General features: G+C 28.9%; 17 protein-coding genes and 6 tRNA genes. 16 read left to right on the forward strand and 7 right to left on the reverse strand.

Going from position 1 to position 22,453, the window contains the following annotated elements; all coding sequences use genetic code 11:
- Positions 1-99: 99 nt before the first annotated feature.
- The 10 genes from pepD to BBIDN127_RS07420 all read left to right on the forward strand — a co-directional run bounded on the left by pepD (position 100) and on the right by BBIDN127_RS07420 (position 7,959).
- Positions 100-1,530 (forward strand): beta-Ala-His dipeptidase, encoded by a 1,431-nt coding sequence (gene pepD / locus BBIDN127_RS03010; RefSeq protein ID WP_014023824.1) that lies wholly within the window; start codon positions 100-102, stop codon positions 1,528-1,530.
- A gap of 132 nt (positions 1,531-1,662) precedes the next feature.
- A tRNA-His gene (locus BBIDN127_RS03015) sits at positions 1,663-1,735 on the forward strand.
- A gap of 24 nt (positions 1,736-1,759) precedes the next feature.
- Positions 1,760-1,833: transfer RNA gene (locus BBIDN127_RS03020), tRNA-Arg, on the forward strand.
- Between the two features lie 79 nt (positions 1,834-1,912).
- A tRNA-Leu gene (locus tag BBIDN127_RS03025) sits at positions 1,913-1,993 on the forward strand.
- A gap of 5 nt (positions 1,994-1,998) precedes the next feature.
- Positions 1,999-2,070 (forward strand) — tRNA-Gly (locus BBIDN127_RS03030).
- Positions 2,071-2,110: 40 nt separating this feature from the next.
- Complete coding sequence (gene tig / locus BBIDN127_RS03035) at positions 2,111-3,475, forward strand: trigger factor (RefSeq protein WP_014023825.1); 1,365 nt, start codon at positions 2,111-2,113, stop codon at positions 3,473-3,475.
- A 14-nt stretch (positions 3,476-3,489) separates the two neighbouring features.
- The gene (gene clpP / locus BBIDN127_RS03040) at positions 3,490-4,074 is read left to right on the forward strand and encodes an ATP-dependent Clp endopeptidase proteolytic subunit ClpP (protein WP_014023826.1); all 585 of its coding nucleotides are present in this window, start codon (positions 3,490-3,492) and stop codon (positions 4,072-4,074) included.
- A 23-nt stretch (positions 4,075-4,097) separates the two neighbouring features.
- On the forward strand, positions 4,098-5,390 hold the full coding sequence (gene clpX, locus BBIDN127_RS03045) for an ATP-dependent protease ATP-binding subunit ClpX (RefSeq protein ID WP_014023827.1): 1,293 nt from the start codon (positions 4,098-4,100) through the stop codon (positions 5,388-5,390).
- Positions 5,377-7,767, forward strand: a complete 2,391-nt coding sequence (gene lon, locus BBIDN127_RS03050; protein WP_094248974.1) for an endopeptidase La — start codon at positions 5,377-5,379, stop codon at positions 7,765-7,767. Before clpX ends, lon begins: the two co-directional genes overlap by 14 nt.
- A 39-nt stretch (positions 7,768-7,806) precedes the next feature.
- Positions 7,807-7,959 (forward strand): hypothetical protein, encoded by a 153-nt coding sequence (locus tag BBIDN127_RS07420; protein WP_014023829.1) that lies wholly within the window; start codon positions 7,807-7,809, stop codon positions 7,957-7,959.
- Positions 7,960-8,021: 62 nt separating this feature from the next.
- On the opposite strand, the gene rpsD is transcribed toward BBIDN127_RS07420, so the two are convergent.
- The 3 genes from rpsD to BBIDN127_RS03065 form a co-directional block, all read right to left on the reverse strand.
- Entirely contained in the window at positions 8,022-8,648 is a 627-nt protein-coding gene (gene rpsD, locus BBIDN127_RS03055; RefSeq protein ID WP_014023830.1) for a 30S ribosomal protein S4, read from the reverse strand.
- A gap of 28 nt (positions 8,649-8,676) precedes the next feature.
- Positions 8,677-8,749 (reverse strand) — tRNA-Met (locus BBIDN127_RS03060).
- 81 nt (positions 8,750-8,830) lie between these two features.
- Entirely contained in the window at positions 8,831-10,192 is a 1,362-nt protein-coding gene (locus BBIDN127_RS03065; protein WP_014023831.1) for a cation diffusion facilitator family transporter, read from the reverse strand.
- A gap of 121 nt (positions 10,193-10,313) precedes the next feature.
- On the opposite strand from BBIDN127_RS03065, the gene BBIDN127_RS03070 reads away from it, so the two are divergent.
- Complete coding sequence (locus BBIDN127_RS03070) at positions 10,314-10,682, forward strand: hypothetical protein (RefSeq protein WP_014023832.1); 369 nt, start codon at positions 10,314-10,316, stop codon at positions 10,680-10,682.
- A 13-nt stretch (positions 10,683-10,695) separates the two neighbouring features.
- On the opposite strand, the gene cdd is transcribed toward BBIDN127_RS03070, so the two are convergent.
- Positions 10,696-11,133, reverse strand: a complete 438-nt coding sequence (gene cdd, locus BBIDN127_RS03075) for a cytidine deaminase (RefSeq protein ID WP_014023833.1) — start codon at positions 11,131-11,133, stop codon at positions 10,696-10,698.
- Between the two features lie 116 nt (positions 11,134-11,249).
- Here cdd and BBIDN127_RS03080 point away from each other — a divergent pair, with 116 nt between their 5' ends.
- Positions 11,250-12,212, forward strand: coding sequence for a DHH family phosphoesterase (locus BBIDN127_RS03080; protein ID WP_014023834.1), 963 nt, complete (start codon positions 11,250-11,252; stop codon positions 12,210-12,212).
- Here the strand turns inward: BBIDN127_RS03080 and BBIDN127_RS03085 are convergent.
- Positions 12,190-13,785, reverse strand: coding sequence for a glycoside hydrolase family 3 N-terminal domain-containing protein (locus BBIDN127_RS03085; RefSeq protein ID WP_014023835.1), 1,596 nt, complete (start codon positions 13,783-13,785; stop codon positions 12,190-12,192). The two genes, BBIDN127_RS03080 and BBIDN127_RS03085, sit on opposite strands and share 23 nt — an antisense overlap.
- A gap of 209 nt (positions 13,786-13,994) precedes the next feature.
- Here BBIDN127_RS03085 and BBIDN127_RS03090 point away from each other — a divergent pair.
- Positions 13,995-14,068 (forward strand) — tRNA-Met (locus tag BBIDN127_RS03090).
- Positions 14,069-14,081: 13 nt separating this feature from the next.
- The gene (locus BBIDN127_RS03095; protein WP_014023836.1) at positions 14,082-14,630 is read left to right on the forward strand and encodes a DJ-1 family glyoxalase III; all 549 of its coding nucleotides are present in this window, start codon (positions 14,082-14,084) and stop codon (positions 14,628-14,630) included.
- A 68-nt stretch (positions 14,631-14,698) separates the two neighbouring features.
- Here the strand turns inward: BBIDN127_RS03095 and BBIDN127_RS03100 are convergent, their stop codons facing one another.
- Together BBIDN127_RS03100 and mfd are read right to left on the reverse strand one after the other, a co-directional pair.
- Positions 14,699-15,919, reverse strand: coding sequence for an acetate kinase (locus BBIDN127_RS03100; RefSeq protein WP_014023837.1), 1,221 nt, complete (start codon positions 15,917-15,919; stop codon positions 14,699-14,701).
- A gap of 25 nt (positions 15,920-15,944) precedes the next feature.
- Entirely contained in the window at positions 15,945-19,319 is a 3,375-nt protein-coding gene (mfd, locus tag BBIDN127_RS03105; protein WP_014023838.1) for a transcription-repair coupling factor, read from the reverse strand.
- 96 nt (positions 19,320-19,415) lie between these two features.
- Here mfd and BBIDN127_RS03110 point away from each other — a divergent pair, with 96 nt between their 5' ends.
- The gene (locus tag BBIDN127_RS03110) at positions 19,416-20,378 is read left to right on the forward strand and encodes a hypothetical protein (protein WP_014023839.1); all 963 of its coding nucleotides are present in this window, start codon (positions 19,416-19,418) and stop codon (positions 20,376-20,378) included.
- The gene (locus BBIDN127_RS03115) at positions 20,338-22,434 is read left to right on the forward strand and encodes a LysM peptidoglycan-binding domain-containing protein (RefSeq protein ID WP_050792362.1); all 2,097 of its coding nucleotides are present in this window, start codon (positions 20,338-20,340) and stop codon (positions 22,432-22,434) included. Before BBIDN127_RS03110 ends, BBIDN127_RS03115 begins: the two co-directional genes overlap by 41 nt.
- Positions 22,435-22,453 lie beyond the last annotated feature (19 nt).

The raw sequence follows: 22,453 nt of genomic DNA on the forward strand, positions 1-22,453 counted from the left end.
ATTGAATGAATTTAAAGATTAATTTAGTATATTATATGATTAATTATGAATTAAATCTAAGTATATTTATGGATTTAATATAATCAAAGGAAAGTTATTATGAGCATTGTAATTGATTTTTTTAAAGAGATCTCAAAAATTCCAAGATGTTCAAAAAATGTTAAAGGAATTATTAATTTTATTAAGCAGAGGGCCAAAAAATTTGGTTACCCTTTTAAGGAAGACAGTGTTGGGAATATTGTGGTGCAGATAAAGTCAAATAATAAAATTGATATGCCTCCTGTTATTTTACAATCTCATGTTGATATGGTTTGTGAAAAAAATGAATCCAGTTTGCATGATTTTGAAACAGACCCAATTGAAATTGTTGAAGAGGATGGATATCTTAAGGGAGTAGGGACTACTCTTGGAGCTGATAATGGGATTGGAGTAGCTATGATGCTGGGGATTATGAGTGAAGCCAATAGTTTTCCTCATCCCGATTTGGAACTTCTATTTACGGTTGATGAAGAAATAGGTTTAATAGGTGCTCTTGGTCTTGATCCTAATTTATGTAGTGGTAAAAGCCTTATTAATCTTGATGGAGAGGAAGAAGGTTATTTTTTAGTTGGTTGTGCGGGATCAAGATTTATTGAGATTGTTTTTTCTCCTAAGTATAGCCTTGTAACGAAAAAAACAAAGGTAGAGATTTTGTTTAAAGGGCTTAAAGGTGGCCATTCTGGAGCAGATATTCATTTAGATTTGGCAAATTCTTTAAAATTAATGTTTTTTGCTCTTTTTGAAATTAAAGCAAATATTAATTTTGAAATCGAAGGTATTTTTGGTGGAAACAGTAGTAATGCAATTCCAAATGAAGCCAAGGCTTTAATCTTTATAGATGATATTGATTATGATTTATTAAATAAAGAGCTTAAACTTTTCGTACTTAAAGTTAAAAGTGTATATTCTCTTGAAGATGAATTTGATATTATTGTTAATAAAAGAGAATTTTCATCAGTTAAAGTTCTTGATGAAGATAGTAAAAATAAGTTTTTGAATATGGGAATGGGATTTTTACATGGAGTTCAAAAAGTAGAAAATTATGAAAATAAGCTTATAAAAACCTCTTTAAATTTTTCAAGTCTTTTAAAAATGCAAGACGATTATATTTTTACTTTTTTAATAAGATCTTTGTTAGATTCAGACAAAGATTATGTTTGCAATCATTTACAATCAATAAGTGATTTATCAGGATCTAATTTGCGTGTAATTTATGACGATCCTTCTTGGAAGCCCGATAAGAATAGCAATCTTTTAAAGCATCTTCAAGACGTATACAAAGAGATGTATCTTGAATCTGCTAATGTTTCCTTAATACATGCAGGGCTTGAAACAGGCATAATATCTTCTAGGTTGGGGGGTATAGAATCTGTTACTCTTGGACCTTGGATTAAATGGCCTCATACTACTAGAGAAAGAGTGAATATTTCTTCAACCATTAGAGTTTATGATTTTTTGAAAAAAAGCTTAGAAAGATTTCAAAAATTTTAGTTTTAGAAAATTTAGTGTTTTATTATAAATTTTTTAATAAAAGACCTATGGTTTTTATTATTTTTATTTTTTGTTGACTTAAATATTAAATATTTTATAAAATATTATAATAATCATAGTCACTAGTTATTGGTGGTTGTAGCTCAGTTGGTAGAGCGTCGGGTTGTGGTTCCGAATGTCGCGGGTTCAAGCCCCGTCAATCACCCTTTAATCATTTTTATTTTCAACTGCATTCATAGCTCAACTGGATAGAGCGGCGGACTTCGAATCCGAAGGTTGCAGGTTCGACTCCTGCTGAGTGCGAAATTATTATTTACTTAGTAGATTGAGCATACTTGCAAAAGCTTTTAAGTTTTTGTATACTAGTTTGAGTATGAAGTATGCAGGAGTGGTGGAATTGGCAGACACGCTAGACTTAGGATCTAGTGCCTTTGGCGTGTGGGTTCGACTCCCACCTTCTGTAAAATTGCGAAAGTAACTCAGGGGTAGAGTGTCACCTTGCCAAGGTGGAAGTCGCGGGTTCAAATCCCGTCTTTCGCTTTTTAATAATTATCAATAAGGTTTAATTGGGGCATTAGCAGTGATTTTGAGTAAAGATATTAAGCTTCTTCCAGGTTCAAAAGTTGAGGTTGTCATTAAAGTTTCAAAAAGTGTTGTTCAGGAAAAATATAATTCATTATTGCAAGATTATTCTTCCCGACTTAAGATTCAAGGTTTTAGAATTGGAAAAGTTCCCATTAATATTATTGAAAATAAATATTCTGAGGGGCTAAGAGCTACTGTTTTAGAAGAAGTGATTAACAATTCTCTTAAAGAATTTTTCAAAGAAGAAACAAAAATGCCTTTAAGCTATGCTACTCCTACTATAAAGGAAAAAAATTTAAGATTAAATCTTGATAAAGATTTTGAATTTACTTTTGTATATGAAACTTATCCTAAATTTAAAATTCCAAGTTTTGATGCGATTGATGTTAAAGTGGAAGTTCCAGAAGTTTTTATTGATGATTCTGATATTGATGATGAGATTAAGAATCTTCAAATAGAAAATGCAATTATCATTGAAGATGAGCAAGGCGTTGTCAAGAAAGATAGCATTGTTAAAGTAGATTTTGTTGAGCTTGATGGCCTTTTAAATGAGATAGTATCAACAAAAAGACAAGACTTTGTTTTTACGGTTGGAAAATCTGAGACCTATTATGATTTTGACAAAGATGTAATTGGTATGAGCATAAATGAAGAGAGAGTTATAGAAAAGTCTTATATTGCAGATTACAAATTTGAAGAACTTGCAGGTTCTTTAAGAAAATTGAAGATTAAGATTAAGAGCATTAAAAAAAGAGATCTCCCTTTAATAGATGATGAATTTGCACAGGATATTAGTGATAAATATAATACACTAGATGATCTTAAAAATTTTATAAGATCTAGTCTTTTAAACATTGTTGAAGAAAAAAAAGAAACTTTAAAGCTAAATAAATTTTTTTCTGCTGTTTCTGAAAAATTAGAAATAGATATTCCGAATTCAATGATTGAGGCTGAAATTGAAATTGCCTTTAGGGATTCCAAAAGGCAAAATAAAAATAATATGAGCCTTGAAGACTTTAAAAGTATGTTCTATTCTTCAGGATATGTTGGTAGTGATAATTTAAAAGATGAGATTCTTAGAAATTTGAAATCTAAGTTGATAATTCAGAAAATGGTAGATTTAGATCCAATTAAAGTTACTGAGAGCGATGTTGAGGATGAAATGGTCAGACAGTCTGAGAATTTAGACGTAAGTTATGAGGAGATTAAAAAATTTTATGAAGATCAAAATCTGATTTCTTATTTAAAGGATGATATCAAAAGGAAAAGAGCTAAGAAAAAAATTTTGGAAAATCTTAAAGAGGTAAGGGGCAGAAAAATTTCTTTTAAAGATTTTGTTAATTATAAAATTTGTGAGTAAAAAAAATGGAGTTTATGCATAATTTAATACCCACTGTAATAGAGAGTACGGGAAATTATGAGAGGGTATTTGATATATATTCAAGATTGCTTAGAGAGCGTATAATATTTTTGAGTGGTGAGATTAATGATCCCAAGGCAGATATTGTTATTGCTCAACTTTTGTTTTTAGAATCAGAAGATTCAAACAAAGACATTTATCTTTATTTGAATTCTCCAGGAGGAAGTATTACTGCAGGTCTTGCGATTTATGATACTATGCAATATATAAAGCCTGATGTAAGGACAATTTGTATTGGGCAAGCTGCTTCAATGGGAGCTTTTTTGCTTGCTGGTGGTGCTAAGGGTAAAAGAGAATCTTTAGCTTATTCTAGAATAATGATTCACCAGCCTTGGGGTGGAATAAGTGGTCAGGCTAGTGATATTAATATACAGGCTAATGAAATTTTAAGACTTAAAAAATTAATAATAGATATTATGTCTAATCAGATAGGTGTTGATAAGGAAAAACTGGCCCTTGATATGGAAAGAGATTATTTTATGACGTCAAGCGATGCTCTTAAATATGGTCTTATAGATAGTATCTTAGCAAGGGAGTAGTTTTATTTTCGGTAAAAGTTTTTATGGCAAGAGTAAAAGGTCAAAAAGTAAAAGAGTGTTCTTTTTGTGGACTTAGTGTCGCTGAGCTTGGCGGCAATGTTGTTATATCTAATGGAGTAGCGATTTGTCCGGAATGTTCTAAAATATGTCACAATCTTTTTAAAGAAAAGTTGTGTAAGCCGTTAGATTCAAAGTCCAACAGTTTGCCAACTCCCAAACAGCTTAAAGATCATTTAGACATGCATGTTATTGGGCAAGAAGATGCAAAAAAAGTCTTATCCGTGGCTGTTTATAATCATTATAAGAGAATATTGAAAAATAATAAATATGATGATGGTATTGAGATTGAAAAATCTAACATACTTTTGGTTGGTCCTACGGGCAGCGGTAAAACTTTGCTTGCAAAAACGCTGGCTGCAGAGATGAATGTACCATTTGCAATAGCAGATGCTACAACTTTAACGGAAGCCGGATATGTTGGTGAAGATGTAGAAAATATTTTGCTTAAATTGATACATGCTGCTCATGGGGATGTTAGCTTAGCTGAGAAAGGGATTATTTATATAGACGAGATAGATAAAATTGCTAAAAAAAATGAAAATGTCTCAATAACAAGAGATGTTTCTGGAGAAGGGGTTCAACAGGCTTTGTTAAAGATAATTGAAGGCACCATTGCCAATGTTCCCCCAAGAGGTGGTAGAAAGCATCCTTATGAGGATACTATTGAAATTAATACTCAAAATATACTCTTTATATGTGGTGGTGCTTTTGTTGGGCTTGAAAATATTGTTAAGAACCGAATAAATAAAAGTTCTATTGGGTTTTCAGCAATTGAAAAAAAGAATATAAGAGAAGATACTTCATTAAAGTATTTGGAAATGGAAGATTTGATTAAATTTGGCTTAATACCAGAGTTTGTTGGCAGACTTCCTGTGCATTCGTATCTTGAAAAGTTAAATAAAGAAGATTTGTTGAGAATATTGGTTGATCCCCAAAATTCTATTGTTAAGCAGTATTATCATATGTTTAAAATGGACAATGTTGAATTGGTATTTGAAAAAGATGCTTTAGAATCAATTGTAGATGAAGCCATTTTAAAAAATACTGGAGCAAGAGGTCTTAGATCTATTTTAGAGGGTCTTCTTAAAGATGTTATGTTTGAGGTTCCTTCGATTAGTAAGGCTAAGAAGGTTGTTGTTACAAAAGAATCTGTTTTAAATGCAGATGTTAATCCATTAATTTTGGTGGGAAATGCAATTAAAAAACCTTGGGCAAAAGAGTTATATGAAATCAATCTTAAATATGATAAAAAATAAAAAAGAAGATCTTCCGATTGTTATTTTAAAAGAAAATGTTCTTTTCCCCAATATGACATTGTGGGTAACTTTTGATAATGAATATGTAATTAATTCCATAGCGCAATCCATGTTAGAGGAAAGATTGATTTTATTTGCTTATCCAAATGAGTCTAATTATGATGAATCTGATAAGGGAGGAGTTAAAAACTTATGCTCTGTGGGCACTTATTCTAAACTTATCCAAGTTATAAAGGTCAGCAAAGACGTAGTAAAAGTTTTGGTTGAGTGTCAAAGTAGGGTTCTTATAGGCAGTGTTTCAAAAAAAAATGATTATTTGAGAGCCAAAGTTACTTTTGTGCCTGATGCTGGTGGATTAAATAGAGAACTTTTTACCTACTCTAAATTTTTAAAAGAAACTTATGAAACTTACAGAAATTCCCTATCTTTAAAATCTTATGATACTGACAATGAGCCAATTAATTATTTTGAGAATCCAAGCAAACTTGTCGATATTATGGCTTCTAATTCAAACTTGGAAAATAGCATAAAATTAGAGCTTTTGCAAGAGCTAAATGTTAAAACCAGAATAGAAAAGTTAATTGTTAATTTGAACATTGAAATTGACCTTTTAGATCTTAAAAAAGATATTAATTCTAAAGTTAGAGCCAAGTTGGATAAGGGACAAAGGGATTATTTTCTTTCTGAACAAGTTAAAGAGATACAAAAAAGATTAGGCAAAGATGAAAACGATTATATTGACAGATTAAATTCTAAAGACATTCCAGAAGATGTTAAATCTAAGATTGAAAAAGAAATTTCTAGATTGTCTAAAATGCAGATGAATTCTCCTGATGCTAATATTATTAGAAGTTATATAGAATTAATATTAGATCTTCCGTGGAATGAAAATACTGTTATGAAAAATCATTTAAGCGAGATTGAGTTTATCTTAAGAAATTCTCATTATGGTATGGATGAAGCAAAAGAAAAGATAATAAATTTTTTAGCTGTTTATCAAATTAATTCTAAGGTTAAAGCCCCTATTTTATGTCTTGTAGGGCCTCCTGGTATTGGCAAAACATCTCTTGTGGAATCTGTTGCAAGATCACTGTCTAGGGAATTTGTTAAAATATCTCTTGGTGGCTTAAGAGATGAGGCAGAGATTAGGGGACACAGAAGAACTTATGTTGGCTCTCTTCCAGGTGTTTTTATTAGTGCAATGAAAAGAGCGGGTAAATCAAATCCCGTTATTCTTCTTGATGAAATAGATAAAATTAATAGTAGCTATAAGGGAAATCCCGAATCTGCCCTTTTGGAAGTTTTAGATCCCGAGCAAAACTATAAATTTATAGACCATTATTTAGAAATTCCTTATGATCTTTCTAATGTTTTATTTGTTACAACAGCCAATTCCCTTAATGGCATGTCAAAGCCGCTTTTGGATAGAATGGAAATAATTAAAGTTGAGGGGTATTCTTATATTGAAAAATTAGAGATTGCTAAGATTTTTCTGATTCCAAGCATAATTAAAGAGAGTTTTTTAGACAAAGTTTATATAAGAATAGAAGATGATGTTATTTTTAATTTAATTAGAAACTATACTATGGAATCTGGTGTAAGGGGACTAAAGAGAGTTTTAACTAATTTGATTAGAAAACTTGTAAGGGAGTTGCTTTATAAGTATTCTAAAGATCAAATCATCAAAGGCAATTTTTATTCACCAAGTTCTTTGATACATGGAAATAATTCGCTTTTTACTCATGATCCTGATATTCCAGGTATTTATAAAATAATTAATATTAATAATTATTATAATTATGTTGATACTGAGTATAATTTGGATTTAATTAAGATTGATTCTTCAGGATTTGTTTATGGGCTTGCTTGGACAAATTATGGTGGTACAGTTCTTCCTGTTGAGGCAACTAAGTTTGAGAAAAAGGGAGACATTATTCTAACAGGCAGTCTTGGTGCTATTATGAAAGAGAGTGCACAGCTTGCATATTCTATAGTTAAAACCTATTCTTCTAAGCTTAATTTTGATGTAAAGGAAAGTCCTGAAATTCATTTACATTTTCCAGAAGGAGCAACGCCAAAAGATGGGCCTTCTGCAGGTATTACCATTGCAACAGCAATTGCTTCAATACTCTCTGATAAGAAAGTTCCTTTGGATCTTGCAATGACTGGTGAGGTGACTTTAAAGGGCTTTGTTCTCCCTGTGGGTGGCATTAAAGAAAAGGTTTTAGCAGCCTATAGAAACGGCATAAGCAAGGTTATTTTGCCCAAAGACAATAAAAAAGATTATTCTAAGCTCCCAGAAGAAGTTAAGGACAATATAGATGTTAAGTTTGTTTCCAGTTTGGAAGAAGTTTTTGATTATTTAAATATTATTTAAAAATTTACACATTTAAATTTATATTTTAGGAGTAGATATATGAAAGATGGAGTTAGAAAGCCTTCAGGCAACAGAGTGTCTTTTAATGCTCAGCCTAATGTTAAGGGCTTGAGAAAGAATAGTAGCTTTTCTTGTTTTGCTAAGAGTAATTTGGGAAAAAATTTTTCAAAGGGTAAAAAAAAGGGTAAATAAAAAAAGTGGCTGATTAAAGCCACTTTTTTTATTCCTTTAATAATGCAGAAATAAAAGATATGTTATGCTCTCTTAGAATAATATTCTACAACCATTTGTTCATTAGCAAGTGTAGGTATCTCGTCTCTTGACGGAGCATGCTTTACTTTTATGTTTAAATCATCAGCATTTACTTCTATCCAAGTTGGTAAATTTCTAAGAGACGAAGTTTTTTCTATATTTGATCTTATTAATTTTTTTAGGCTGTCTTTTTCTTTTATTTGAATTTGATCATTTGCTCTTAGTATTATTGAAGGGATTGTAACTCTTCTTCCATTTAATATAATAATACCGTGAGAAACTATTTGCCTTGCGTGTGCTCTTGAGATGGCAAATCCGGCTCTATATACAACATTGTCAATTCTTCTCTCAAGTATTGAGAGTAAGTTGTCTCCAGTAACACCGTGATGTTTTTTTGCTTCTTTAAAAGTGTTGGTTAGCTGTCTTTCGCTTACGCCATAAGTAAACTTTATCTTTTGCTTTTCTATCAATTGTTTTCCATATTCTGTGATCTTAGCTTTTCTGGCTTTTCCATGCATTCCGGGAGAATGCGGCTTTTTTTTAAGGAGTTTGTCATATTTTGGTTGCTCAAAAATGTTGATACCAAATCTCCTTACCAGCTTGCCTTTAGCTATTTGTTTTCTATTCATCAATTCCTCACATATTAAAAATAAAGCATAGCAGGGATAGGACTCGAACCTATGACCTTCGGGTTATGAGCCCGACGAGCTACCAACTGCTCTACCCTGCGTCTTACAGTTTAAAATGTTAACATAACTTTATTATGAGTGTCAATTATTTGTTTATTATTAATTTAATTAAACTAAAATAATTAGATTAAGAAATATATATCATTTATTTCTTTATATTCTTGTTTTATGATTTTTTTAATATCTTGTATTTTATTTATAAAATTTTTAAAGTCATTTTCTGAATTCAAATTTATTTTGATATAAAGTATAAGGTTGTTGCCTTGATTATGAAAATTGAGTGTTTTAAATTTTATATGTGAATTTTTTAACGTGTCTTTTACGCTTCTTTTAAGATCTATATTTTGTTTTGAGAGCAAATTGTTTGCGTTATTTATTATTACGTTAAGTCCTTCTTTTATTATGATAAAGCCAATAAATATAGACATAATTTTGTCAAAGCCACTCCACATGTAAGTTGCAAGTAGCAAGCTTAGTGTAATCCCGCCATGTGAGAATATACAGTTTTTATCAGCTGAAGCTAGTGCTAAGAGAAGTTGATTGTTGTATCTTTTTCCTATTTGGAATTTTGTCAAATATTCTATTATTTTCACTATAAAAAAAATGAAAGGGGTTAGTGGTATCCATAAGCTTTTTTTAAGAGATTTATTTGAAAATATTTCTAGTATGTTTTTTTTATCTTCTTTGCTGTGGTTGTGGTCATGGTCATGGTCATGGTCATGATCGTGTGAGTGGCTGTGGTCGCGTTCATATATATCATCATTTTTATTTTTGTTTTGGTGTATATGTAGATTAAATCCAGACTCCCCCCCAAGAGTGATAAATTTATTTAATCCGGTTGTATTTAAAAATAGTGTAAATCCTGCCACAAGTATGATTATTCCCATGATAAAAGCTATTAAGCTTTCCATTAGTTTGTGTCCATGAGGATAATGGATGGTTTCGGGTTTGCTTGTAATTTTTAGACTAAAGTAAGTTATTGTAGATAAGACAAAGTCGGCCATGACGTGGAAAGCATCGGCAATAAGTGCAAATGAATTAAACAGTATTCCAACAGTAAGCTTGGAAGATATTGATGCTACTTCGGTAAATATAGAGATTATTCCTATTCCCATCACAAATTTATCTTCTTCTATTTCAGATGCTAATTCTTTTTTATATTGAGAATCTTTATGTTCAAATCCCAAGCTTAAAAGCTCTTCTTGTATTTCAGCAATTTGGCATGAAATTGTTTTAAATTTATTTTTTTTGCCGTAGTGAATTAAATTACTAATCATTATTCTTTCTATGCCCTCTGATTTAAAATCATCATCAATATAAAGATGAGTTATTTTAATTTGATCAGCTTTTGCTTTTGCTTTAAGATTTGCAATTAATTTTGAATTTTTTTCAATATAAACAATGCAGATATCTTCTTTTTTTAAAGGATCCAGTTTTAAATAAGCAAATTTATGAATGTTTTTTAAGCTTATTACCTTGACCATAATTGTAACATTCTCCTAGTTATTGCATAATTTTATTAATGTAACATTAACGCTACATTCTATCATTTATTAAATTTAAGCTCAATCTTGGTTTCTTGGGGCAAAAGCGAGGGATTATTTTATGCGGCAAGCAGATTTTTTCACAAAAAAATGTAAAAAAATTATTTTAAATAATAATGATTTGCAAAGTTTAATTGATAATATTAAAAATATTTTTTACGAGGTTTTAAAAGAGTTTGACAAAAAGTCATTAGAAGATATATTCAATTATTATTATGAAACTTATGATCTTAATAATAGTTTATACAGCTTTATAGAAAAATTTGCTCCAATTATTAATTTTTTATTATTTGAAGATTTGGAATATAATTTTAATTCTGATGAGAAAAAACTTATTTTAAATGTATTTGATTTATCTGCCAATACTCTTGCAAGCAACAAATTAAATAAGCTTGCAAGTGCTTTGGTTTCTCTAAAGATATTAAATTGATTGCAAACTGCTATTACGTAACTCTTCTTAGTTCTTTTTTGTCAAAAGGAGCTTTAAGCAAATCTTTTAATGTATAAATTTTTATTGGCATTTTGTTTTCATTAAATGATTTAGATTCTGTTATTATTATTTTTGTATCTTGATCAAAAAACTCTGACATTACTTGCAGGCATATAGCGCACGGAATAGATTCAGGACTTGTATTGAGCAATAAAAAATCTATTGTTTGTACACCAATTTTTGCAATCATATTTAAAATCGCGCTTCTTTCTGCGCAACAAGTTGCTCCAAAGCTTGCATTCTCAACATTTGTTCCAATAAAAAATTCGTTTGCTTTAGTCTTGATGCAGGCACCTACTTTGAATTTTGAATATGGAGAATAGGAATTGTTTCTTGCTTTTTCTGCCATATAAAATGCTTTATCTATATCTTCTTGTTTTAGTTTTTCCACAATTTTCCACCTGTTGTATTTTTTAGTGATTGTGGTTTATTTTATTGAAATATTGTAATATAGTCAATGTAAAATAAGTTAAGAACTTGTTTTATGGAAGGTTTGCGAACTTTATTATGAGAGATGTTATTAATTTTATTAAAAAGTATAATAATTTTATTATTATTGGGCACAAAGATCCTGATTTTGATTGCATAGGTTCGTCTTTAGCTTTATCTTCTTTTCTTTCAAGAATTGATAAAAATTCTGTTTTGTTAAATGAAGGCCCTTTTATTAGAAAAGAAATAATTCCTTTTAAGGATAAGTTTTTATCTGAATGGCCTAATGTTGAGCTTTCAGAGTATTCGGTTATTATTTTAGATTGTTCAATTTTAGATAGAATAGGTGATGAATTTGTGTTTTATGTAAAGGATATGCCCATTTTAGTAATCGATCATCATATGTCTGGTGAAAGATTGGAATGTGTAAGCTATATTGATCCTTTTGCACCTTCTACTACTTTTTTAATTGAAAAATTGATCAGAGAGTTTGGATATGATCTTACAAAAGAAGAAGCTTGGTATATTTTAGTAGGATTTTGCACTGATACTGGGTTTTTTAAATTTATCTCAAGAAGTGATCCAGAGCCTTTTGAAATGGTTGCAAGACTGGTTTCAAAAGGAATAAGTCTTAAAGAAGTTTATAGCTATATAGAAGTTACCAAAAGCTTAAAATCAATAGAAACTCTTAAGTTAATGCTTAACAGTCTTGAATCTTATTGGAATGGTAAGGTTTTGTTTACATTTTTATCTTCTTCTAGTTCTGGCAAAGACGGCGGTGTTAGTGGGGTTAATGAGCTTTTTTATATGATTTTAAGTAATGTTGAGAATAATGAAATTTTAGGCATTTTAAAGGAAATGGATGATGGTTCTATTATAGTTGGGCTAAGATCTAAAGATTCTTTTAATGTTGGTAAATTGGCAGAAGATTTTGGGGGCGGGGGGCATAAAAATGCTAGTGGGTTTAGAATCAAACAAGGTTCTCTAGAGATCGTAAAAAATAGAATGCTAGCATACATTAAGGATAATATTTATTTATAATATTTCTTAAAGGAATGGTTCCTTTTGGATCAAAATCCTTAGTGAGTGTTAAAAATCCAGATCTAAATGCCAGAGGCGTTGTTCCATAAATGATTACTATGTTTTTTATCCAATTTAATTTTTTAATATATTGAGGCGTAAGAGATACAATTACACTTATTTTATCTTTATATTCTTTCAAATTTTCTAAATATTTTAAGCTTCCGGGTGTTGATAAACTAAAGATAACTTGCTCAAATTTTTTAATTAATTTTTTAATTTCGTCGAGTTTTTCAGGATTAATCCTGTTTAGGGGATAATAGTTATAATAATAAGCATGTGTATTTTGAAATATTTTTTTGCCTTCTGTAATCATTTTATAGTAAGGAGATATTATGAGAGTTTTTTTAGTTTTAGATATTTCTTTTTCTATTCTTACTTTTGTAATACCCCTTAATGTGCTTTGTTCAAAAAATTTTTCACCTTCTTTTGAATATATTTTCTCATTTTTATTGAAATTAGGATAAATATCAGATTTATTTTTATTTTCTTTTAAGTATGCCAATTTTATTCTTAATATTCTTTTATTAGATTCAACAATATTATTTTTGATTTCCGAATCTTTTTTCATTAAGTTTAGCAGCATGTTGTAAGCATTTTTTTGTATATTTTCATTTAAAGATATTAAAAAAATATCGCTTTTGGTTCTAACTATTCTTTCAATTGTATTGTAAATACTCTCATTATTGTATTTTGCTGCGTTCATTAATAGATCATCAGTAATTATTATATTATTGTATTTTAATTTCTTTCTTAGTATATCTTTAATTATTTTTGTTGAGGATGATGCAGGAATATTTTCTCCATTTGTGATCTTTGGGTATGCTATATGTCCTGTCATTATTACTGGGATATTTTCTTGGATTAATATTTTATATGGTAAAAGTTCATTTAAGTTTATTTCTAGTAAATTAGAATTTATTATTGGAATATCTATATGGGAGTCAAGAGTGGTGTTGCCGTGTCCCGGGAAATGTTTTGCAGTAGAAATTATTCCTCCTTGCTTTTGTCCTTTGTAGAAGGCCAGGGAAAGAAGTGATACTATTTTAGGATTATCTGAATATGTTCTTGGGCCTATTGTGAAATTATTTTCATCACTATATATATCTACTATGGGCGCAAAGTTTAAATTTATTCCAATTCGACTTAGCTCTTGTGCTATGTAATACCCTGTATTATAAGAATCTTTTGGAGAAAGAGACGCTGTAATTCCAAGATTACCAATTGTTTCTGATGTATTTGATTTTATGTGCTGTGTCCATCCACCTTCTTGATCTGTTGCTACAAATAAAGGAATTTTAAATTTATTATTTTGAGATGCTTTTTGAGCTTTATTAATACTTTCTGTTAAGTTTTCTAAATTTTTTGCGTTCCATCCAAAAATTTTAATTCCACCAAGGTTTTTTTTACTTATAAAATCAAGAACAAAATTTGTTATTGATTGATTTGGATAACTTATCATGAACATTTGTCCCAGCAGCTCATGATCTTGCATTTTGCTTACTATTTCATTTATTAGTTTTTCTCTTTCCATCGTATCCCAAAAATCAATGGAGAAGCAGTTGTTAGTTATAAAAAGGATAATAAGATAAAAATTTCTTTTCATTTAACCATAAAATAATAAATGCTAATATATTGCCTGTGTTTATTAGCAAATCATTTTGTATTATACTTTATAATAATGCTTTTTAATAATAGCATTGACAAAGCATTATTGAATTTATACACTTAATAAAGGTTTAGGCTGATGTAGCTCAGTTGGTTAGAGCACTCGGCTCATATCCGAGTTGTCGTGGGTTCAAGTCCCTCCATCAGCATTAGGAGTTGTAAATGGTAGTGGGGATTATTCTTGCAAATGGTTTTGAAGATATTGAGGCCATAGTTCCGATTGATATTTTAAGACGGGGCAATGTTAATATTCAAGTTATCAGCTCAAATGATGACAATGTTGTGATAAGTTCAAAAGGGGTTTCTTTTTTAGCAGATGATGTAATATCAAACTGTAAGGAAAATTGTTTTGATTTAATAATTCTTCCAGGAGGCATGCTTGGAGCTACTAATCTTTTTAATTCAAAAGAATTAGATTTGATTTTAAAAGATATGAATGCTAGAGGTAAATATATTGCAGCTATTTGTGCTTCTCCAGTAGTAGTGCTTGCTGCTAAAGGTCTTCTAGGGCTTAATAAGTTTACGTGTTATCCAGGTTTAGAAAAAAATGTGCTTGATGGTAAGTTTGTAGATAAAAATATTGTTATAAGCAATCATTTTATTACTTCTAAAGGCGTTGGAACTTCATTTGAATTTGCTTTTACTCTTCTTGAAATTGTAAAAGGGAAGCAAGTAATGGAAAGTGTTAAAAAAGCAACTTTACTTTGCTAGAATTGAATATAAAACTATTTAAAATTATTTTAATAAATAAACCAGATTTTAGGTTTTAAAATTAAAAATCATAAATTTTTTGGAATTAAATTATAAATGTTTTCAAGAATAGTTAATTCCTCGTTTGTTTTTATTACCAGTATTTTTACTTTGCTATTAGTGGTTGATATTTCTTTAGATTCTAAATTCTTGTTTTGGGCCATTTCATTTTTTTCAAGGTCCAGCTCTATTCCAATTTTTTCAAACCCTTTTAGTGCAAGATCTCTTATTTTATAATCAACAATTCCAATTCCACCTGTAAAAACTATTGCATCAACATTAAAATCAAGAGCAGCAATGTAAGATCCGATATATTTTTTTATTCTATATGTCATTATATCTATTGCAAGTTTTGATTGATATTCTCCTTCTTCAATTTTGTTCCAAATATCTCTCATGTCATTTGATTTTTCAGAAATTCCTAGTATGCCGCTTTCTTTATTTAATATTTCTTCAATTTGTTTGGTGGTTTTATTTAATATATTGCTCATCAAATTAATAATTGATGGGTCTATATCACCGCTTCTTGTTCCCATTGCAAGCCCTTCAAGCGGAGTAATTCCCATGCTTGTGTCATAAGATTTTCCATTTTTAACAGCATTAATGCTTGCTCCATTTCCAAGATGTAATATTATTAAATTTAGATTATCTATTTTTTTATTTAAAATTTCTGAAGATCTTTTTGTTATGAACGAATAAGAAAGGCCATGAAAGCCATATTTTCTAATATTGTATTTTTTATACCAAGAATATGGAATTGCATAAAGAAAAGCATGTTCTTTTATAGTTTGATGCCATGAAGTATCAAAGCATAAAACTTGTTTTGCGTGTGGTAAAATTTTAAGCACCGCTTCTATTGCGATGATTGCATTTGGGTTGTGAAGTGGAGCAAGTTCAGAAATTTGTTTTAATGTATTTAAAATACTGTTTGTAAGAATTACTGAATTTTTAAGACTTAAGCCCCCATGTACAACTCTGTGTCCTATTATTTCAATTTCATTAATGGTTTTAAGGATGTTTAAATTGCTGCTTAATAGCAATTCAAACATTTTCTCTATTGCTTTTTGGTGATTTTCAATTCCTTTTTCAAATCTTTCTGTTATTGATCCGTCAGTATTTATAATTTTTATGATTGATTTTTGTGATTTTATTTTTTCAACAATTCCAGATATTATTTTTTTTGAATTTTCATATTGATAAATAGCAAATTTCAATGAAGAACTTCCTGTGTTTATTATTAATATTTTCATTTTTTTTCCTTTTGTATTTGACAAGCTATGTGTTTGTTTTTAGTAAGTTAATATTTTTATATATGTAATTTATTTTCTCAGATTTTTCAATATTTTTAAAGCTTAAAAATATTGATTTTTGATATGAGGGATTTAACATTAATAAATTAGGATGTTTTTGAAGTATTTCTATTATTTTTTCCATAGGGATGCTTTCTATATTTTTATATTCTATTTCCAAAGTTTTGTTTGTTTCTTTTAATTTTATTATGTTTAAATCTTTTGCTAAAATCTTAAGTTCAGCCAACATTAATAGACTATTTATTTCTTTGGGTATTGGGCCAAATTTGTCTTGCAGCTCCGATCTTATTTTTTTATTTTCTTCTTCAGTTTGAATTTCAAAGATTTTTTTGTAGATTAGTATTTTATCCTGTTCGTTTTTTGCATAATTGTCGGGAATAAAGCCACTATAGTTAATTTCAATATCAACTTCTTTTTCTGACGAGATTTTTCCCATTTTCTTTTCAATTGCTTTATTTAGCATTGTTAGATAGTAATCTAATCCAATTGACTCAATCTCTCCGTGTTGTTCTCTGCCAAGTAAATTTCCAACACCCCTTATTTCCATATCTTTCATTGCTATTTTAAAACCTGCTCCTAGATCTGAAAATTCGGTTATTGCTCTTAGCCTTTCAATAGAGCACTCATTTAGTTTTTCGCTATCTTGGTATAAAAAATAAGCATAAGCTTTTTTAGATCCTCTTCCAACTCTTCCTTTTAGTTGATATAGCTGTGCAAGTCCAAACTTGTTTGCATTATTTATTATTATTGTATTTGCATTTGGAATGTCTATTCCATTTTCAATTATTGTTGTTGCCAATAAAATTTGATATGCTTTTTTAATAAAATTGTGCATTATGTTTTCAATCTCGTCTCCTGTAAGTTTTCCATGAATTATTGCAATTCTTGCATAAGGAGTTAATTTTTCAATAAGCGTTTTTAAATAATGCAGTTCTTCAATATTGTGATTTACTAAAAAAACTTGACCATCTCGAGATAGTTCGCTTTCAATTGCATGTTTTATTAAAAGTTCGCTAAACGATTCTAAATAAGTTTCTATTTTTACTCTGTTTTTAGGTGGAATTTTTAAAACGGAAATATCTCTGAGCTTAATTAGTGACATGTGAAGAGATCTAGGAATTGGTGTTGCAGAAAGAGCAAGGCAATCAACAGAAATTTTTATTTCTTTAAGTTTTTCTTTTTCTTTTACGCCAAATCTTTGTTCTTCATCAATTATTATTAATCCTAAATTTTTGCAAGTGATTTTTTTTGAAAGAATTTTGTGTGTTCCTATGATTATATCAATTTTCCCACTTTTCATTTCTTTTAAAATCCGGGTTTCTGTGTTATTTTTGATAAATCTGCTTAATACTTCGATTTTGATTGGAAAATTTTTAAATCTTTTTTTGAATGTACTGAAATGCTGTTCTGCCAAGATAGTTGTTGGTGAGAGTACAATTACCTGTTTGTTTCCCATTACGGCTTTAAAAGCAGCTCTCATAGCAACTTCGGTTTTTCCAAATCCAACATCTCCACAAAGAAGGCGATCCATCACTTTAAAGCTCATCATATCTTCTTTTATTTCTTTTATTGCTCTTATTTGATCTTGAGTTTCATCGTATGGAAATTCAGATTCAAATAACAATTGTAATTCGTTATCTTCTGGGTATTTAATGCCCTTAATGCTTTCTCTTTTTGAATAAAGTTCTATTAATTTGTCCGCAATCTCTTCGATTCTTTTTTTTGCGTTTGCTTTGTTTTTTATCCATGTTTTAGAACTGATTTTGTCTAATTTAATATTTTTAGGATCACTTCCAATGTATTTTTGGATTAAATTTGTTTGTTCAATTGGAATGAAAAGTTTTTCTCCTTCAGCGTATTCAATTTCAATATAATCCTTTTCAAGAGAGCTTGTTTTTATTCTCTTTATTTGTCTAAATATACCAATTCCATGGTTTATGTGAACTACATGACTATTTTTCTCAATCTCAACGAAAGAGTCAATAGCTTTTGTTTTTGAAGATTCAAAGGTTTTGTTTATTTTTTGCCCTGTATTGAAAATGTTTGATTCAAGAATAATGGCAATTTTTTCTTTTTCTATTATTAAAGAGCTAGATATTTTTAACACCTCAATTGATACTTTTGGTAATTCTTTGAAAATATATTTAAGTTTTTCTTTTTGTGATTCAGATTCTGCTGCAATAATGATTTTAAATCCATTTTTTAGCCAATTTTCAAATTCCTCTTTTGTAAGTGCTATATTTGAAAAAAAGTTTCTTCCACTTTCGATTTTAAATTCTATAATTTCTTTTGATTTAGGACTTTTAATCTTTGAAAATAAAACATTACTTTTTAGATTAAAGGTTTTAGAATTTAAGAGAATTCTTTTTGGATTAATTATATTTTTACCAGCTTCTTTTGCTTCTTTGTAAAGCTTTTCATATTCTTGGTGTATTTTTTCAATTTCTTTTTCGAAATCGTTAATTTCAAAGTTTACAATAGGTGTGTGTTTTTCAATTTCATCAATCAAGTAAGTATTTGCTACTAGTGGATAAAACATTTCTTCTGTTTTTGTTTCTTTTTTAAAATCTAACTCATCAAGAATCTTTTTATATTCAGCAGATTTAATCTTCATTTTTAGGGTGTTAACAGCATCTTTGTCCCAAATAATTTCTTTTTTTGGAAGAATTTGGAATTCTAAAATTTCATTATCGTGTTTTAATTGGGTTAAGGGATTAAATTTCTTTATTTCTTCTATTTTGTCAAAGTTTAGTATAATTCTTATTGGATTTTGCTCTCCAAAGGGATATAAATCTATAATTTCTCCTTTTATTGTAAATTCTCCCGGAATTGTTACTCTGAATGTTTTTTCATATCCCAATGTTATAAGAGTTTTTTCAATGCTTGCTATATTAATATTGGTATTTTTTTCAATTTTATATATATTCTTTAGTAATGTATTTTTATCGGGTATTTTGCTAAGCAATGATTTTAATACCGTAATATATATTCCAGGATTTTTTTTATAAAAATTGATTAAAAATTTGATTCTTTCGTTAAAGATCGTATTTTTTGAGCCAATACCCTTGTATACAAGGGGGCTAAAATAGTTTAGTTCAAAGATTTGATTTGTAACTACTTGTAAATCGTTTTTGATTTTATCTAATGTGTGCTCGTCTTTAACTATTAATATTATTTTTTCAGTTTTACTATATTCTTTGATTTTTTTTATTAAAAAAGCCTTGAAAAATCCTTCGTATCCTGTTAATGAAAAAAATGTATTTTGTTCTAAAAATTCTTTCATTTTTTTTAAATTGGAATTATTTTTTAATATTGTTGTTAGTTCTTCATCTATATTCATTTTTTACCTTTTTGTTTAATTAATTTAGTATAATAATATACTATAGGCATTATTACTTTCTTTATATATAATGTGGTTAGGTTTTGAGGGGAGCTTATGAATATTAGAAAATTGCTTTTTTATATCTTTTTTATGAATATTTCTTTTGTTTTGTTTGCTGGAGATTACAAGGGCCTTGATTTTAAAATCAAGTTTTTCAATCAATCTATTTATCGTGTCAATAGTAATGTTTTTATTGAAGTTTCTATTAGCAATGCATCTGAGAGTGTTTTAACTTTAGAAATAGGCGATATTAATTCTTTTGGCTTTGATTTTGATGTTACTGATACCACCAATATTAAAGTTAAAAGACCTATTGAATATGTTAAAAAGAGATCTAAAAATGTTGCAATTCCTGTTAGAAATATGAGCCTGAGGCCTAATGAAAAATTTTCTGTAGTTATTAACTTAAATCAATTTGTTAAGTTTAGTAAAGATGGAGTTTATTTTGTTAAGGGTATTTTTTTCCCAGACATTTCAGATCCATCTAATAAAAAAGAATCCAATATTATTACGCTTTTTTTAAATGATGGTTTTGATGAAGATCGGGGCAATATAGATCTTGTTAATTTATCTGAAAATAATGATATTCAAGATATCTTGAAAAAGAAAAAATTGTCTCCTGATGAGATTGTCAAATATTTGCTAAAGGCGTTGCAGTTTGGGAAAAAAGAAAAGTTCTTTTTATATCTTGATATTGAAGGTTTGTTATTAAATGACAAAGGCAAGGCATACCTTTATAAGCAAAAGTTATCACCTATCCCTAATAAAAATGTAGTTGAAGAATATAAAGAATATTTGTGGAATTCTAATAATTCAGATATTTCAAAAGCACCAAATAAATTTTCTATTATTGAGACGACTTATTCTGATACTTCGGGCAAGGTGATTGCTGATTTATATTTTGACGATGGGCAATTTTATATTTCCAAAAGATATACTTTCTTCTTCAAAAAATATGATTATTATTGGATAATTTATGACTACATTGTTCAAAATACTGGCATTAAGGAAAAGTAAAACTTTTTGTGTTTTGCAAATTATAGAGCTTATTATATTATTATATTTTTTAATAATAAGTCCTATAAATCTTAATGCCGATTTTGAGTATAAGGTTGTCAAAGGAGATACTCTTTTTTCAATTGCAATTAAGTATAAAGCCAAAGTAAGCGATCTTAAAAGGATTAATAAACTTAGTGTTGACAATATTAAAGCAGGTCAAATATTAATTATTCCAAGTGATTCTAATTTAGGTCAAAATATTACCCATAAAGTTAATCATTCTTTTAGTTCGCTAGAATCTGTTAATAAAGGGGTAATTTTTTACACCGTAAAAGAAGGCGACACTGTTGAGGGTGTTTCAAAGCTTGTTGGACTAAGTCAAGAAGAGATAGTAGCTTGGAATGATTTGCGCTCTAAAGATCTTAAGGCTGGAATGAAGCTTGTATTAACCGAGCCTGATTTTTTAAAGCCTTATGTGGTTAAGAAAGGTGACTCACTTTCAAAACTTTCTCAGGATTTTGATATTAGTTCTAAGGATATTTTAAAATTTAATTTTATTAGTGATGATAAATTAAGGATTGGTCAACAACTTTTTTTAAAGAAAGCCACCAAGAATGTTAATTTTCATTATGTTAAAAGAGGGGAAACTCTTGGTAGAATAGCTTATATTTATGGTGTTACTGCTAAGGATCTTGTAGCTCTTAATGGCAATCGAGCTGTTAATCTTAAAGCGGGTTCATTGTTAAATGTTTTAAAGATTGTAAATAACGATTTGGAAAGACCTGTTAAGGGAGATTTAAAAATTGAGAAAAAAATAGATAATAAGTTTATCTATCATTCAGTCGCTGTGGGGGAGACTTTGTATAGCATAGCCAGACATTACGGGGTGTTAATTGAAGATCTTAAAAATTGGAATAATTTAAGCAGCAATAATATTATGCATGATCAAAAATTGAAAATTTTTGATAAAAAACTTTCAAATGATTCTTCTATAATTAAAAGTAAAAACGATTTATTTGTTAAAAACAAGGTTGATTTTAGCGCTAATTCTTCTAATAAAGTGCAAACAATAGTTAATCTTCCCTCAAGTAAAAACAAAAAGCTAAATTTAAATACTTTTGGAATTACTGCCAATCAAGATCTTTTTGATATTAGCTCTTTGGTTATTTTAGACTCCAAAATACCAATATTTGAGGTTGTTGGTGATTTCTATTATTGGTATAAGCCAAGAAAGATAAGTCAGCCAAGTGAGTTTTATTCAGAAGATTGGCATTCTCCTTTGAATTCTTATAAGAAGGCAACGCAACTTTTCAAAAGTTTTGAAAAGTTGGTAAATTCTAGGTTTAATAAAGGATCAAGGCTTAAAGATAAGTTAATAATTCTTGATCCAGGTCACGGCGGTCTTGATCCTGGAGCTATTGTTAAATCTAGAGATGGTCTTGGAAATGAAGTTTTTGTTGTTGAAGATGAATATGTATATGATATTGCCTTAAGGCTTTATGTATATCTTAAAGAAGAGGGAGCTAATGTTGAATTTACTATTTTAGCCCCTGACCATTTAATTAGGAATAGTGTTTTTGCTAACAATACTTTTGTTAATGTTAAAAACGAAGTTTATAATGATTATGATTTAAATAAAAATGATACTGTTGATTCCTGGATAAGTGGCACTCCATCAGGCCTTAAAAAAAGATTGGTCGTTGTTAAAAACATTGTTAATAAATATAAACATATTAAAGATAAGGATATGGCTTTTTTTAGTTTGCATGCGGATAATAGTGTTGGAGCGCCTAAGAGTATGGGGTTTTATTATCAAAAAGATGACGAGAAAAAATATGATATTCATTCAAAGTCTGCAGCAGAAAAAATTACAGAAGGAATGAAAAGAAGTTTTTATATTAAGGGTCAAAATCTTCATGTTTTAAGAAACAATATAGTAATGACTAAGCTTTTAGTAGAAGTTAGAAATTTAGCATTTCCAGAGGAAGCTTGGTCTATTAGATCTTCTAAGCTTAGAGATCAAGATTCCAAAATTCTTGCTAATGGGATTTTAAAAATATTGGAAAATAATTGACAAAAATTTTTAAATTTAA

It is taken from the genome of Borreliella bissettiae DN127 (genome assembly GCF_000222305.1).
In the GTDB taxonomy this organism is placed as follows: Bacteria; Spirochaetota; Spirochaetia; order Borreliales; family Borreliaceae; genus Borreliella; species Borreliella carolinensis.

Bases quoted from the DNA above. Each gene is read 5' to 3' on its own strand.
- BBIDN127_RS07420 (WP_014023829.1), top strand. From the start codon at position 7,807: ATGAAAGATGGAGTTAGAAAGCCTTCAGGCAACAGAGTGTCTTTTAAT.
- BBIDN127_RS03065 (WP_014023831.1), bottom strand. From the start codon at position 10,192: ATGGTCAAGGTAATAAGCTTAAAAAACATTCATAAATTTGCTTATTTA.
- BBIDN127_RS03085 (WP_014023835.1), bottom strand. From the start codon at position 13,785: ATGGAAAGAGAAAAACTAATAAATGAAATAGTAAGCAAAATGCAAGAT.
- rpsD (WP_014023830.1), bottom strand. From the start codon at position 8,648: ATGAATAGAAAACAAATAGCTAAAGGCAAGCTGGTAAGGAGATTTGGT.
- mfd (WP_014023838.1), bottom strand. From the start codon at position 19,319: ATGAATATAGATGAAGAACTAACAACAATATTAAAAAATAATTCCAAT.
- BBIDN127_RS03095 (WP_014023836.1), top strand. From the start codon at position 14,082: ATGGTAGTGGGGATTATTCTTGCAAATGGTTTTGAAGATATTGAGGCC.
- BBIDN127_RS03115 (WP_050792362.1), top strand. From the start codon at position 20,338: ATGACTACATTGTTCAAAATACTGGCATTAAGGAAAAGTAAAACTTTT.
- BBIDN127_RS03100 (WP_014023837.1), bottom strand. From the start codon at position 15,919: ATGAAAATATTAATAATAAACACAGGAAGTTCTTCATTGAAATTTGCT.
- pepD (WP_014023824.1), top strand. From the start codon at position 100: ATGAGCATTGTAATTGATTTTTTTAAAGAGATCTCAAAAATTCCAAGA.
- clpX (WP_014023827.1), top strand. From the start codon at position 4,098: ATGGCAAGAGTAAAAGGTCAAAAAGTAAAAGAGTGTTCTTTTTGTGGA.
- BBIDN127_RS03110 (WP_014023839.1), top strand. From the start codon at position 19,416: ATGAATATTAGAAAATTGCTTTTTTATATCTTTTTTATGAATATTTCT.
- BBIDN127_RS03080 (WP_014023834.1), top strand. From the start codon at position 11,250: ATGAGAGATGTTATTAATTTTATTAAAAAGTATAATAATTTTATTATT.
- lon (WP_094248974.1), top strand. From the start codon at position 5,377: ATGATAAAAAATAAAAAAGAAGATCTTCCGATTGTTATTTTAAAAGAA.
- clpP (WP_014023826.1), top strand. From the start codon at position 3,490: ATGCATAATTTAATACCCACTGTAATAGAGAGTACGGGAAATTATGAG.
- BBIDN127_RS03070 (WP_014023832.1), top strand. From the start codon at position 10,314: ATGCGGCAAGCAGATTTTTTCACAAAAAAATGTAAAAAAATTATTTTA.